The organism is Kribbella sp. NPDC006257 (assembly GCF_040613535.1).
Taxonomy (GTDB): domain Bacteria; phylum Actinomycetota; class Actinomycetes; order Propionibacteriales; family Kribbellaceae; genus Kribbella.
Genome location: NZ_JBEXSJ010000061.1, coordinates 1 through 13889 on the forward strand (window position 1 = coordinate 1; position 13889 = coordinate 13889).

Below are 13889 nucleotides of genomic sequence, written 5' to 3' on the forward strand. Positions count from 1 at the left end.
GGCGCACGCCCGCGCGCTGGAGGAACGCGGGTGGTTGCTCGAGCGCGAACGGGAGAGCGCCGCACAGACCGCGGTCGACGCCGAGCGGGCCCGGATCGCCCACGATCTGCACGACATCGTCAGCCACAACGTGAGCGTGATGGTGATCCAGGCCGGCGCGGCGCGGCAGGTGCTGGCGACCGAGCCGGATCAGGCCGAGGCCGCCTTGCTCGCGGTCGAGGCTGCCGGGCGCGACACGATGGCCGAACTGCGGCATCTGCTGGGCCTACTGGCACCCTCAGCCGATGGTCAAGAGGACGAGCGGCTGGCGCCACAGCCGAGTCTGAGCCGGCTCAGTCCGCTGATCGACCGGATCGCCTTCGCCGGGTTACCGGTGGAGGTGCGGATCTCGGGTGAGCCGCGTCCCCTTCCGGCCGGGGTCGACGTCACGGCGTACCGGATCATCCAGGAGGCGCTGACCAACGCGCTCAGGCACGGCGACAGGGTGAAGGCCGAGGTGACGGTGCGGTATTCGGACCATGCGTTGCGGGTGGAGATCCTGAACACCGGGCCGAGCATCCTGACCGGCGGGCGTTCGCCAGTGGCGGGTGGCGAAGGACGCGGGCTGCTGGGGTTGCGGCAGCGGGTGGCCGTGTACGGCGGCGATCTCGATGCGCGGCGGCGACTCGGTGGCGGATTCCGGGTCCGGGCGAAGATCCCGCTGGAGCGGCGGTGACTCTTCGGGTGGTGATCGCCGATGACCAGGCGCTGGTGCGGACCGGGTTCCGGATGATCCTGAACGCGCGCGGCATCGAGGTCGTCGGTGAGGCGGCCGACGGCGCTGAAGCCGTCGAGGCGGTTCGCCGGCTGGCACCGGATGTCGTCCTGATGGACATCCGGATGCCGACGATGGACGGCCTCGAGGCAACCCGCCGCATCCTGGCGACGCCGACGGACTGCCGGGTTCTGATCCTCACCACCTTCGATCTGGATCAGTACGTGTACGCCGCACTGGCCGCCGGGGCCAGCGGGTTTCTGCTGAAGGACGTCACTCCCGAGCATCTGGCGGCGGCGGTCAGCCTGGTCACCACGGGCGACGCCCTGCTGGCTCCCTCGATCACGCGGCGGCTGGTGGAACGGTTCGCGACACCGGCACCGGCCACGCCCGCGATCCATCGCGATCTCGCGGCCCTGACCCCACGGGAGCTCGAGGTCCTCACCCTGATGGGCCATGGGCTGTCGAACGCCGAGCTCGCCGCCGAGCTGACGCTGAGCGAGGCGACGGTGAAGACCCACGTCGCCCGCATCTTCGCCAAGCTCACCCTCCGCGACCGCGCCCAAGCCGTCGTCCTCGCCTACGAAACCGGCCTGGTCTCCCCGGGCGACCGCTAGTGCAGCGGATGTGCGACGGCCTCGTTGCCGCCGGCCACCAGATCGCGCCGGTGCCGCCTACTAGACCCGGGTCACCAGGATGCGCGCCGGTGCGCGGAAGGACAGCAGGTCGATCATCGGCGGTTCTGGTTCAACAGCCTGTACTGCGGCCAGCAGTGGCCCGGCGCATTCCAGCGCCACCCGCGTCTCGAGCCGAGCCAACCCCGCGCCGAGGCACCGGTGAATCCCGAGCCCGAAGGCCAAATCGGCAGGCCCGCCGTGCCCCGACAACCCGAGCAGGATCGGGGCACCCGCTGGGAGCTCCACATCGCCGACCGTCGTCGGGTGTGCCACGATCCGGCGCCAGGTGGGGACGGACGACGACTCCCGTAGTACGGACTCGACCAACTCGCCGGCATCGCCGACCGTGGACCCGATCGTCCGATGGAAGGCGGCGGAGATCAGCTGCGTCGTCGTCTCCTGCCCCGCGATCAGCAAGAAGTAGGCAACCGCGCACACTTCCTCATCGCTCAAGCCGAGCGAGACCAGTACGCCGAACAAGTCGTCCCCGGACGCACCGGCGACCCGCTTCCGCAACCACGCATAGAACTCGGCCGCACTGTGCGCGAGCTCCAACTGCCGATCCTCATCCGGCCACCCCCAGAACAGCTCCAGCGACTCCCGGCTCCACGCCTTCAGGGCCGGTACGTCGACGTCGCGCACCCCGAGCATCTCCAGCAACACCACCGCCGGCGCCTCCGCTGCAACTACCTCGACCAGGTCCACCGGACCTTTCTCCAACAACTTCGAAGCAGCCCGCACCCGCTCGGCCACCAACTCCCGCGCCAACGGCTCGATCGCAGCAACCTTCGCCGGACTGAAGAACCTCGCCACCGCGGCCCGGATCCCCCGATGCGACTCCCCCGCGTTGTTCGCCAGCGTCGGCGGCAACGCGAACCCGACACCCTGCAGCACGCGCAACGCCTTCACACTCAGCGCGGTATGCGCGACCACGGCGTTGTCCGGCCGGAACGTCTGCGGATCCAGCAGTACATCCCGCACCTCCGCAGGATCGTCAACGACCCACATCCCCAGCTCTTCGTCATACCGAGCCGGGCAACGAGTCACCGCCTGAGTGTAGATCGACGCTGAATGAACCACCGTTTCAGTCCAAAGAACACTGTGTCAGCGGTCGGCCTCGCCACTTACCGCGCCCGACTCCCGGCGCCTCGCGCCGGTAGGTCGAGCTCCCCTACCGCGAGTCGAGACGGTGAGGGCGTCCGGTGCGGCGATACGAGCCTGGGAAGGCGGCCGAATCCGGGGAGGGGTGCCCGAAATCGCCTGACCCAGGTGTGGCGGTCCGTACTGCTCGAAACCGGGCTCTGATTCAGCTGAACCAGCTGGGTGCGGCAGCAGTGAAGGCCTCGCGGGACAGCGAGCCGGCGCCTTCGGGGATCCGGCCGATCACCGGTACGCCGGTCGTCGCCGGCAGGTCCTCCAGGTTGCACTCCTCGGCAAGATCCGGTTCGGCCGGCCAGGACCCGATCACCAGACCCACGATCGGTAGTCCGCGGACACGGAGTGCCTCGACCGTCAGGCCGGCGTGATTGAGCGTCCCGAGCCCAGCGCGAGCAACCACGACGAAGGCGAACGGGCTCTCCAGCCGGGCAGCGAGGTCGGCCAGGTCGTTCCCGTCCTCGTCGAGGCCGACCAGGAGACCACCGGCGCCCTCGACGATCACGAGCTCCCGGTCAGCGGCCAGGTCGTCGATCGTCTTCGCATGGGCGTCGACCGACGGAAGGGCGAGCTGCTCGCGGCGGCCGGCTGTGGTGGGGGCCAGCGGATCGCGCAGCCGGATCCCTTCGTGCAGATCGGTCAGTCCCGTCAGACGCTCGACCTCTTGCAGGTCGCCCGGCTCCTCGCCGGTGACACCGGTCTGGGCAGGCTTGACCACCGCAACCCGGCCGCTGCCAATCTCCCCCAGTGCGCGTGCGGCGAGGGCGGCGGTGACTACCGTCTTGCCGACGCCGGTGTCGGTGCCGGTGACTATGAGGATCATGAGACTTCCTTGATGGCGGCGGTGATGACCTCGCAGGCGCGATCCAGGTCGTCGGACGACAGGCCGGCGTGCGCGGTCAGGCGAAGGCGGGAGATGCCGTCGGGGACGCTCGGTGGGCGGAAACTGCCGACCCGTACGCCGTTGTCCAGGCACAGCGAGGCGGCGTGGACTGCTTCGCGGGGACCGGGCATGGGAACGGAGACGACCGCGCCGGCGGACGGGGTGACGTTGCAGACTGCGGCTAGGCGGGCTGCGGTGGTATGGATCGCGTCTGGGCGGGTGGGCTCTTGTTCCGCCAGGATGTGGAGCGCCGCTAGGGCGGCCCCGCAGGCGGCCGGGTTCAAGCCGGTGTCGAAGATGAAAGGGCGAGCTCGATTGACCAGGTGCTCGCGGAGTACGGCGGGGCCCAGTACTGCGCCCCCTTGGCCGGCCAGGGATTTGGAGAGCGTCATGGTGACGACGACGTGGTCCAGCCCCGCCAGTCCGGCCGCGTGGACCGAACCGTGGCCGTTGCCGGTGACACCTAAACCATGGGCCTCGTCCACCATCAGCACGGCGCCGTGCTCCAACGCAATCGCCGAGAGTTCAGCGAGTGGCGCAGCGTCACCCAGGACGCTGTAAACCGACTCGATCAGAATCACAGCATGCGGTTCCTTGCGTTCGGCAAGCGCTTTGCCGACCGCCTCGACGTCGTTGTGCGGCACGACCTCTACCCGCGAGCGCGACAACCGGCAGGCATCGACGAGCGATGCGTGGACATGCTCGTCGGATACCAGCAACGTTCCAGGTCCACCGAGCGCGGTGACGACGCCGAGGTTGGCGAGGTACCCGGACGAGAAGACAAGACCAGAGTCCTGGCCGACATAGGAAGCCAGTGACGACTCGAGTTCCGCATGCAGGGCCGTAGTACCGGTCACGAGGCGGGACGCTGTGGCGCTCGTGCCCCACTCCTGTACTGCAGCCATTGCGGCCTCGACAACCCGTGGATCGCGCGCCAGGCCGAGGTAGTCGTTGCTGGCAAGGTCGATCAGCACTTCGCTGGAAGGGCGTGGGCGCAGCCGACGGGTCAGGCCCCGGGATTCCAGCGCCTCTGCCTTCGGTGTCAGCCAGTCCGCCAGCAGGCCGCGCGACCCGCGAACGCCATCGTCCGACATCAGTTGCCCTCGGCAATTGCTTCGGTGATGGCCGAGGTGATGGTGGCGATCTCGTCGTCGGTGCACACGTACGGCGGCATCGTGTAGACGAGATCGCGGAACGGGCGGACCCAGACACCACGGCGCAGTACGGCGTCTGTCATGCGCTTCATGTCGACCGGGCCGGCCAGCTGCACGACACCGACGGCACCGAGGACCCGTACATCCTTCACTCCGGGCAACGAAGCGGCAGGCGCCAACCCGGCGGACAACCCCGCCGAGATTCGAGCGATCCCAGCAGCCCAATCGGAGGCCAACAACAAATCAACGCTCGCCAGGCCAACCGCACAGGCCAGGGGGTTCGCCATGAAGGTGGGGCCGTGCATCAACGCGCCACCCGGGCCGCCCGACACGGTGTGCGCGACGTCCGTAGTACAGAGTGTTGCGGCCATCGACAGGTAGCCACCTGTGAGCGCCTTCCCCAGACAAAGGATGTCCGGCATGACATCAGCGTGCTCCGAGGCGAACAACGTCCCCGTCCGGCCGAAGCCGGTCGCGATCTCGTCCAGGATGAGCAGGAAGCCGTGCTCGTCGGCCAGCTCGCGCAGCAGGCGGAGGCAGGCCGGACTGTAGGGGTACATGCCACCGGCACCTTGCAGGATCGGCTCGACGATGATCGCCGCCACTTGATCCTTGGACTCCGCGGCGACCTGCCGCATCGCCGAAGCCCAGGCGAGGAATTCGGGATCGTCGTCCGGCCGGTCGAACCCGCTCGGCGGTTGCGGCCCGAAGACCTGCTCCTTCAGCGCACCGGTGAACAGCGAGTGCATCCCGTTCACCGGGTCGCAGACGCTCATCGGCGCGAAGGTGTCGCCGTGGTACCCGCCGCGGACAGTCAGCATCCGCGTCCGGCCTGCAAAGCCCCGAGCCACCTGATACTGCAGCGCCAGCTTGATCGCGACCTCGACCGACACCGAACCCGAGTCGCAGAAGAAGACGTGCCGCAAAGGCTCAGGCGTGATCTCGACCAGGCGAGAGGCCAGCCGGATCGCCGGTTCGTGCGTGAGCCCGCCGAACATCACGTGGCTGAAGTCGTCGACCTGCGCCTTCAGCGCCGCATCCAGGACCGGATTGCGGTAGCCGTGGATCATGCACCACCACGAGGCCATCGCGTCGATCGCCTCAACAGTCCCACCGGCGCCGTCGTCCAGCCGCAGCCGCACCCCGTCTGCGCCGCGGACAAGATGCATCGGCGACGGCTTGCTCAGCGACGAGTACGGGTGCCAGAGCGACTCGGCATCGGCGGCCAGCAGCCCAGCGGAGCCGGAGGCGGAGGCAGAGACGCAGGCAGATACGGAGGCAGAGGCAGGCAGCTTGGTCATGACGAAGCGACCTCACCATGCGCGGAGCAGCGGGCGGTCCAGCCCATCGGGTGGACCTGGACGATCATCCGCCGCCGGCACTGAGCGCAGTACCGGGGCGGTTCGAGGGCCAGAGACTGCTGGCACCTGTCGTGCGTGCCATCAAGAGTCTCGCGGCCGCAGTGGCCGCAGTAGAGCACTGTGGTCATAGCGTCTTCTGGAGTTCCTTCACCGGCATCTTCAGGTCGGCCAGCAAGTCCAGGTCCGCGGTCGCCGGGCGGCCGAGGGTGGTCAGGTAGTTGCCGACGATGACGGCGTTGATGCCGCCGAGCAGTCCTTCGCGGGTGCCGAGGTCGCCGAGTGTCAGCTCACGGCCACCGGCATACCGCAGTACGGTCTTGGGCATTGCCAGCCGGAACGCGGCGATGGTCCGCAGCGCGTCCTTGCCGGCCATGATCTCCATGTCGCCGAACGGCGTCCCGGGGCGCGGGTTGAGGAAGTTCAGCGGGACCTCGTGCGGCTCGAGCTCGGCCAGCTGGGCGGCCAGCTCCGCGCGCTGCTCCAGGGTCTCGCCCATCCCGACCAGACCGCCGCAGCACAGCTCCATGCCGGACTCGCGGACCATCAGGCAGGTGTCCCAGCGCTCCTCGAAGGAGTGCGTGGTGACGACGTCGCCGAAGTACGAGCGGGCGGACTCGAGGTTGTGGTTGTAGCGGTGCACCCCCATCGCCTTGAGCTCGTCGACCTGAGCTTGCGTGAGCATGCCGAGCGAGCAGGCGATGTTGATGTCGACCTCGGCGTTGATCGCCTCGATCCCGGCCTTCACCTGGGACATCAGCCGCTCGTCGGGGCCGCGGACGGCGGCGACGATGCAGAACTCGGTCGCGCCGGTCTTCGCGGTCTCCTTGGCGGCCTCGACCAGCTCGGGGATGTTCAGCCAGACCGCGCGCACCGGCGAGGTGAACTGACCGGACTGGGAGCAGAAGTGGCAGTCCTCGGGGCAGCCGCCGGTCTTCAGCGAGATGATCCCCTCCACCTCGACCTCTTCACCGCACCACTTCACCCGTACTTCGTGCGCCAGCGCCAGCAGGTCGTCGAGCTGCTCGTCCGGCGATCGCAGGACCTCGACCAGCTGCTCCTCGGAGAGGCCGACGCCTCTTCCCAGTACCTGCTCACGAGCTACCTCGAGGATGTCGGTCATGGTTCTCCTGCCTCATCGAACGGTCGGCCCACAGTAAGCCAGCACCACCCCCTGGCACTGCGAGGGGCGTCACCTTGGAACACCCGCTCCGGAAGTGCCTCAGGGAGGATCTCCAGAAAAGTTTTCCGGAACTTCGTAACCCCTTGTGAGTGGCCTCGTTGATGTGTGCAGAGGCGGTGATCGCAAGAACACAGCCCCTGATTACGAGGAGCGACTGAAATGTCGCACATTACGATCAGCACGCAGAGTGATTACGGTCACCGCGAGCCGGTCAAAATGGCTCGAATCGGTAGTAGAGTGAGGCACATGAGCTCGGGTCGCCAGCTATGGTTGGTGACCCGATCCCAAAGCGCCGGGCGCCTCACCCCGGCTTGAGTGGGTCCCTCGGGAAACGATTTGGGCGGAAACGTTCCCGAGGGACCTGCTCCCTTTTCCGGCACCTTTACCCTCAACCTGACCAAGGTTGAGGGTTTTTCATTTTCACCCTCATAGCGCTCAGCCTCGTGAATCCCATCCATCACGAGGCTTTGTTGTCATAGCGTCACGGTTTCGTCACAGCCGGCTTCTTGGTGATCTCCACAATCGGCAGCCTCAAAGCCGCCGGTGCGTCCGCAGGGACCACAGGATGCACTGGTGTGACCGGCGTCACTCGCTCGTACTTCGAGCCGAGAGCCGGCCGTCCGTCGGCGGAGCCCTTGTTCGGCCAGAAGGCCAAGGCGCGCTCGGCCTGCGCCGTGATGGTCAGGGACGGGTTCACCCCGAGGTTCGCCGAGATCGTCGAGCCGTCGACGATGTGCAGCCCCTCGTACCCGTAGACCCGGTGGTACGGATCGACCACACCCGTCGACGCGGAGTCGCCGATCGCGCAGCCGCCGATGAAGTGAGCGGTCATCGGCACGTTGAACGGCTCCCCGATCGTGCCACCCGGCGTACCGTTCATCAGCTTGGCCATCCGCCGGACCACTTCGTTGGCGACCGGGATCCACGACGGGTTCGGCGCGCCATGCCCCTGCTTCGACGAGAGCCGCCAGCGGCCGAACCGGTCCCGCTTGCCGAAGGTGGTGATCGAGTTGTCCGCGGTCTGCATCACCAGCGCGATCACGGTCCGCTCCGACCAGTGCTTCAGGTCGTACAGCCGGCGCAGGTTCTTCCGCTGCGCCCCCATCTCGCGCAGCCAGGTCCGCCAGCGCGCCTTGTCGCCGCCGCCGTCGGTGAGCACGGTCTGCAGCAGCGACATCACGTTGCTGCCCTTGCCGTACCGGACCGGCTCGATGTGGGTGATCTCGTCCGGGTGGAACGACGAGGTGATCGCGACGCCGCGGCTGTAGTCCACCGTCCGGTCCCGGGCGATTGCCCCGAGCAACGATTCGGAGTTGGTCCGGGTCAGCACGCCGAGCCGATCCGACAACCGCGGCAGCTTGCCCTCGTCCTTCAACCGGTGCAGGAGTTTGGCCGTACCGAGCGCCGAGGCGGCGAAGATCACTTGCTGGGCAGTGAAAACGCGGACGGCCTTGCGGTTCGACGTACGCCGCGTGGTGATCTCGTAGCCGCCGCCGGCGAGCGGCTGGACCGACGTCACCGTGGTCATCGGGAACACCCTGGCTCCGGCCTTCTCGGCCAGGTACAGGTAGTTCTTCGTCAGCGTGTTCTTCGCGTTGTGCCGGCACCCGGTCATGCACTCGCCACAGTCGATACAGCCCGTACGCCGGGGGCCGGCGCCACCGAAGAACGGGTCGTCGACCTCGACCCCCGGTTCGCCGAAGAAGACGCCGACCGGAGTCGGGTGGAAGGTGTCCCCCACGCCCAGATCGTCGGCGACCTGCTTCATCACCTTGTCGGCCGGGGTGAAGTGTGGGTACGTCGTGACGCCGAGCATCCGCTTCGCCTGGTCGTAGTACGGGGCGAGCTCGGACTTCCAGTCGGTGATGTGCGCCCAGGCCTTGTCGGTGTAGAAAGCGGGCAGCGGTTCGTACAGGGTGTTCGCGTAGACGAGGCTGCCGCCGCCGACTCCGGCGCCGGACAGGATGATCACGTCGCGGAGCGCGCTGATCCGCTGGATCCCGTACCAGCCGAGCTTGGGCGCGAACAGGAACCGGCTCTTGTCCCAGGAAGTCTTCGCGAAACCGGCGTCCTCGTAGCGCGCACCGGCCTCCAGTACGGCGACGTCGTACCCCTTCTCCACCAGCCGGAGCGCACTGACGGAGCCGCCGAAGCCGGAGCCGATGACGACGACGTCGTGATCGAAGGTCATGCCCTGCCCAGCTTCTTCAGGACTCGGAGCGCGCCGGTCATCAGTTCGGCGTACGCCTCGTCCTTGATTCCGTGGGACGCGGCGATCGGGAGCACCCGCTGGGTCGCGATCGCCTGCGGGTCGACGTACCGGCGGATGCCTTCGATGCCTTGCCGGCGGCCGAGTCCCGACGACCGCATGCCGCCCATCGGGGTGTCGATCGAGCCGAAGGTGGCGGCGTAGCCCTCGTTCACGTTGACCGTGCCGGCCACCAGCTGGGCGGCGATCTTGCGGCCGCGACTGCCGTCCCTGGTCCAGACGCTCGCGTTCAACCCGTACTCGCCCTCGTTGGCACGCTCGATCGCCTCGGCCTCGTCGGAGAACCGGTAGATCGACACGACCGGCCCGAAGGTCTCGTGGTCGAAGCACTCCATCGCCGGCGTCACCCCGGACAGCACGGTCGGCTCGTAGAACAACGGCCCGAGGTCCGGCCGCGCCTTCCCACCAGCCAGTACTACGGCTCCGCGTGCCCTGGCGTCCTCGACGTGCCGGCTGACCGTCTCCAGCTGGGCCTTCGAGATCAGCGAACCCATGTCGACGTCCCAGCCGGTGCCGGCCGAGAGCTTGATCTTCTTCACCCGGTCCAGGAACGCGGTGACGAAGGCGTCGTAGATCTGGTCCGCGACATACAGCCGCTCCATCGAGACACAGAGCTGGCCGGCACTGGAGAAGCAGGCCCGCACGGCGCCCTCGGCGGCGCGGTGCACGTCGGCGTCACGTAGTACGAGCATGGGGTTCTTGCCACCGAGCTCGAGACTGCAGCCGATCAGGCGCTCGCCCGCTTGCTGAGCTACCAGGCGACCGGTCTTGGTCGAGCCTGTGAAGCAGATGTAGTCGGTGTTCTGGATGAGCGCGCCGCCGACGGTCGGGCCGTCGCCGTTCACGGCCTGCCAGGCGTCGCGTGGGAGACCTGCTTCGTAGAGCAGCTCGATCGCGCGCAACGCGGTCAGCGGGGTCTGGCTGTCGGGCTTGTGAACGACAGTGTTGCCGGCGAGAACAGCAGGGAGGCCGTCTGCCATCGCCATGCTGAGTGGGTAGTTCCAGGGCGAGATGATGCCGACCACGCCTTTGGGGACGAAGCGCTGCTCGGCACGGGTGAGCAGGGGGAACATGCCCAGCTTGCGTTGCGGCGAGAGGAGTTCCGTAGCCTTGCGCCCGTAGTACCGGGCGGTGAGCGCTACGTGCGCGACCTCCTCGAAGGCCTGCTTGCGGGCCTTGCCGGACTCCACGATCACCAGGTCGACCAGCTCGTGCCGGTGGTCCAGGACGAGGTCGTGGTAGCGCAGCAGGATCGCGGCGCGGTCGTCGAGAGACGTGTTCTTCCAGCTCCGCTGGGTCCGCCGGGCCGACCGTACGGCGGCCAGCACGTCGTCGGGGCTGGACAGCGGCAGCTCAGCAACCGGTTGCCCGGTCGCGGGTGCGTAGGAGGTGCGGGTTCCTGCTGTCGCGTGCAGCAGACCACCGAGCCGGCGGATCACCGACTGGTCGGTCGCGTACGACGCGGTGGGGTCGAGCTCGGGGTCAGCAGGAATCGAGGTCTGCTCGCTCATCTGCCCAGGCTACCTGCCGGTAACAGCTGTGTCAGCAGTTGACGACAGCGCCGCAGTTAGGTGAAGAAGTTCTTGCAGGTAAACGCTACTGTGAGCGCTTGACCTGGTGAAAGGGCGGGGTTGTAAAGATGGTGGACAGCGGGGGGCTCTGGACGCCTCCTGAGGACGAGCTCGGCGAGGCGTTGCAGACAGCCCAGGTGCTGATCGAGGAAGGCCGTGCCGACGAGGCCGGGCCGTACCAGCAACGCGTGATCGAGCTGGCCAGGGAACGAGCCGGGGACCGCCCGGACCACTACGAGGCCAAGCACCTGATGGCAGCCACGCAGTACGAACTGGCCGGTTCACTCAATGCCTCGGGCCGTCACGAGGAAGCGCTTGCCGCCCTCCATGAGGCCCAACTCGGCTACACCGAGCTCAGTGACGCGGGGGTTCTCGACGCCACGTCGTTCCTGGCCGACGTCCGGGCCCGGCGCGCGATGACCCAGGCCCACCGCGGCTACGGAGCGACCGCCGTACTGGAGATGGACGGCGCGGTGATCGCGTACGGCCAGCTGGTCGGCGGCGAGAACGGCATCGACCACCAGCCCGACTTCGCCCGGGTGCTCGCGATGAACGCGCTGATCCTGCGCCGGTACGGCGACCCGGACCTGGCCGTGGCGTCCGCGGACGCGGCGACCCAGCTGTTCCTGCAACTGGCCGACAAGATCAACGCGAGCCCGCAGTCACTGTCCTACGCGCGCTACCTCTGCTCGTCGACGGCCGTCTCGGCCGACATCCACGCTGCCGAGGGACGGCTCGATCTGGCCCTCGAAGCGGACGAGATCGGACTCAGTACGGCGGACACGCTCGCCGACTCCGAATCTGCGACCGACCTGCGGACCCTCGTCTCCGCGCTGACCCGCAAGGGCAAGCACCTCGGCATCGTCGGCCGGATGATCGAGGGCGAGACCTGCCTGCGGACCGCGGTCGCGACCGATCCCGAAACTGCGGCCCGGGTCGCGGAGGAGCTGGACCGCGGCATCCCGCCGTCGCTGACCACCGCGCTGGAGAACGCGGAGATCAAGCTCGGGCCCTACGAGCAGTACTACCGCCTGATGGCCCTGAGCGAACCCGCGCCCGGCATGACGCTGGCGACCGTGTCCGGCCGGACCGACCCCGAGTCGGCTGCCGTCCGCGCGACCGAACTGGCCGAACTGGTCCGCCCGATGCTCCTGCACGACGCCGAGACCGCACTGACGCTCGGGCTCGAAGCGCACTACCTGTTCGCGATCTCGTCCGAGCGCGAGTCGCACCGGATGCGGTACGAGACCTCGACGTACGCGCCGGTCTGGGCACAGGTGCTGCTGGACATCTCCGAGGCGTACCACGCGGCCGGGCAGACCGAGATGGCTCTCGACCTGGCCGGCTGGAGCGCCGAGGTGGCGACCGCGCTGATCCCGTTCACGATGACGGACGGCGAGGTGAAGGAGCTGGCCGGGGCCTGCTACCGCCACCACGGCGACCTGCTCGCCGCCACCGGCGACTTCACCGCCTCCCAGCACGCCCACGACGCGGCCGCCCAACTGCAGCATTGACGGTCATCCCCGGCGGGCGCACGCTGGCCTTCAAGGGGGTAGGGCCATGGATGTCGTGGAAATGCATCGCCGGGCCAGCGAGGAATTCGTCCGTCAGGTGGCCTCGGTAGGAGCGGATCAGTGGGGAGATCCGACGCCTTGTTCGGCCTGGACCGTGCGCGAACTGGTCAACCACGTCGTCGGCGAGGAGCGCTGGACCGTGCCCTTGCTGGCCGGCGGGACCATCGCGGACGTCGGCGACTCACTCGACGGCGACCTGCTCGGTGACGACCCGGCATCCGCCGCCGCCCATGCTGCCCGGGCCGCCCAGAACGCCGTCATCGAGCCCGTACTGCGTGGTGCCACCGTCCAGCTCTCGTACGGCGAGGAGCAGGCGGCCGAATACGTCTACCAGCTCACGGCCGACCATCTCGTGCACAGCTGGGATCTCGCCGTCGCGATCGGTTCTGCGGCTGACCTTGACCCTGCTGTCGTGGACGGGATCGCGACCTGGTTCAAGGATCGCGAGGAGTTGTATCGCGGCGGCGGCGCGATCGGCGTACGGGTGGAAGGGTTCTCAGATCCGGCGGGCGTACTGCTGGGGGCTTTCGGCCGCGATCCCGGATGGACGCCTGCCTGGGCCGCGGTGGACCGGCTCAATGCGGGCTTCGAGCGGGGAGATGTGGACGCGATCATGGCCGAGATGACCCCGGACTGCGTGTTCGAGTCGACCTCACCGGCCCCCGATGGCGCTCGCTTCGTCGGTGGGCAGGCCGTTCGCGAGCAGTGGGAACAGCTGTTCCAGCAGACGAACGACGCGCGTTTCGAGTTCGAGGAGTCGGTGGTGCTGGGCGACCGGGCGATCGTGCGCTGGCGGTTCTCGTGGAACTCCGGAGACGGCGAGCGCGGTCATGTCCGGGGAGTCGACATCCTCCGGCTGCGCGACGGGAAGGTCGCGGAGAAGCTTTCCTATGTGAAGGGTTAGCTGTCTTGGGCGTCGAGTTTGAGAGCGCCGACGAACAGGCCGGCCTCGGCTTCGGTCATACCGGTTTCGCTGACCACCAGGGCGGTTGCCTGGTGGAGTTCACCGGCTGCCTTCAAGGACCGGGTGCGCTCGGCGAGGTTGGTGCCGGGCATCCGTAGTACGGGGGTGTCACTGATCGGTGGGACGTAGCGGCCGAGGCGGATCTCCTCGACCAGGTCGCGGGCCTGGTGCAGGTCGACGTCGGTGCGTTCCTTCACGTACTTCACCGCGAAGAGCGTCTTTTTCGTGGTGAGCAGGAAGCGGATCTGGTCCACGTCGGCAGGAGACAGTCTCGCCCGGGCGGCGGCGAGGGCAACGTTGTCGGAGTCCTTGCTGCGGCGGCTGAAGAGTCCCATGGCCCAATCCTT

Annotated in this window: 12 protein-coding genes; 4 read left to right on the plus strand and 8 right to left on the minus strand. The window is 68.0% G+C overall.

Annotated elements, in window-relative coordinates; genetic code table 11:
- Together ABZ004_RS39410 and ABZ004_RS39415 are read left to right on the plus strand one after the other, a co-directional pair.
- A partial coding sequence (locus ABZ004_RS39410) for a histidine kinase (protein ID WP_355687256.1) occupies positions 1 to 715 on the plus strand: 715 nt, incomplete at its 5' end.
- Positions 712 to 1371 carry a response regulator transcription factor gene (locus tag ABZ004_RS39415; RefSeq protein ID WP_355687258.1) on the plus strand — a complete coding sequence of 220 codons (660 nt, stop codon included), beginning with the start codon at positions 712 to 714 and terminating at the stop codon, positions 1369 to 1371. The genes ABZ004_RS39410 and ABZ004_RS39415, both read left to right, overlap by 4 nt.
- Before the next feature lie 60 nt (positions 1372 to 1431).
- Here ABZ004_RS39415 and ABZ004_RS39420 read toward each other — a convergent pair whose 3' ends face one another.
- The 7 genes from ABZ004_RS39420 to ABZ004_RS39450 form a co-directional block, all read right to left on the minus strand.
- The gene (locus ABZ004_RS39420; protein ID WP_355687260.1) at positions 1432 to 2478 is read right to left on the minus strand and encodes a hypothetical protein; all 1047 of its coding nucleotides are present in this window, start codon (positions 2476 to 2478) and stop codon (positions 1432 to 1434) included.
- Between the two features lie 259 nt (positions 2479 to 2737).
- Positions 2738 to 3409: a dethiobiotin synthase gene (gene bioD, locus ABZ004_RS39425; RefSeq protein WP_355687262.1), complete on the minus strand. Its 672-nt coding sequence runs from the start codon at positions 3407 to 3409 to the stop codon at positions 2738 to 2740.
- Positions 3406 to 4563 carry an 8-amino-7-oxononanoate synthase gene (locus ABZ004_RS39430; protein ID WP_355687264.1) on the minus strand — a complete coding sequence of 386 codons (1158 nt, stop codon included), beginning with the start codon at positions 4561 to 4563 and terminating at the stop codon, positions 3406 to 3408. Before ABZ004_RS39430 ends, bioD begins: the two co-directional genes overlap by 4 nt.
- Positions 4563 to 5924 (minus strand): adenosylmethionine--8-amino-7-oxononanoate transaminase, encoded by a 1362-nt coding sequence (bioA, locus tag ABZ004_RS39435; protein ID WP_355687265.1) that lies wholly within the window; start codon positions 5922 to 5924, stop codon positions 4563 to 4565. The genes ABZ004_RS39430 and bioA overlap by 1 nt, the downstream gene beginning before the upstream one ends.
- Before the next feature lie 184 nt (positions 5925 to 6108).
- Positions 6109 to 7104, minus strand: coding sequence for a biotin synthase BioB (bioB, locus tag ABZ004_RS39440; RefSeq protein ID WP_355687267.1), 996 nt, complete (start codon positions 7102 to 7104; stop codon positions 6109 to 6111).
- 541 nt (positions 7105 to 7645) lie between these two features.
- Positions 7646 to 9355 (minus strand): GMC family oxidoreductase, encoded by a 1710-nt coding sequence (locus tag ABZ004_RS39445; protein ID WP_355687269.1) that lies wholly within the window; start codon positions 9353 to 9355, stop codon positions 7646 to 7648.
- Positions 9352 to 10944, minus strand: coding sequence for a succinic semialdehyde dehydrogenase (locus ABZ004_RS39450; RefSeq protein WP_355687271.1), 1593 nt, complete (start codon positions 10942 to 10944; stop codon positions 9352 to 9354). The genes ABZ004_RS39445 and ABZ004_RS39450 overlap by 4 nt, the downstream gene beginning before the upstream one ends.
- Positions 10945 to 11072: 128 nt before the next feature.
- Between ABZ004_RS39450 and ABZ004_RS39455 the strand changes: the two genes are divergently transcribed.
- Together ABZ004_RS39455 and ABZ004_RS39460 are read left to right on the plus strand one after the other, a co-directional pair.
- Positions 11073 to 12518: a hypothetical protein gene (locus ABZ004_RS39455; protein WP_355687273.1), complete on the plus strand. Its 1446-nt coding sequence runs from the start codon at positions 11073 to 11075 to the stop codon at positions 12516 to 12518.
- A gap of 46 nt (positions 12519 to 12564) precedes the next feature.
- Entirely contained in the window at positions 12565 to 13482 is a 918-nt protein-coding gene (locus tag ABZ004_RS39460) for a TIGR03086 family metal-binding protein (protein ID WP_355687274.1), read from the plus strand.
- Here ABZ004_RS39460 and ABZ004_RS39465 read toward each other — a convergent pair.
- Positions 13479 to 13877, minus strand: coding sequence for a hypothetical protein (locus ABZ004_RS39465; protein ID WP_355687276.1), 399 nt, complete (start codon positions 13875 to 13877; stop codon positions 13479 to 13481). The two genes, ABZ004_RS39460 and ABZ004_RS39465, sit on opposite strands and share 4 nt — an antisense overlap.
- Between the last annotated feature and the right edge of the window lie 12 nt (positions 13878 to 13889).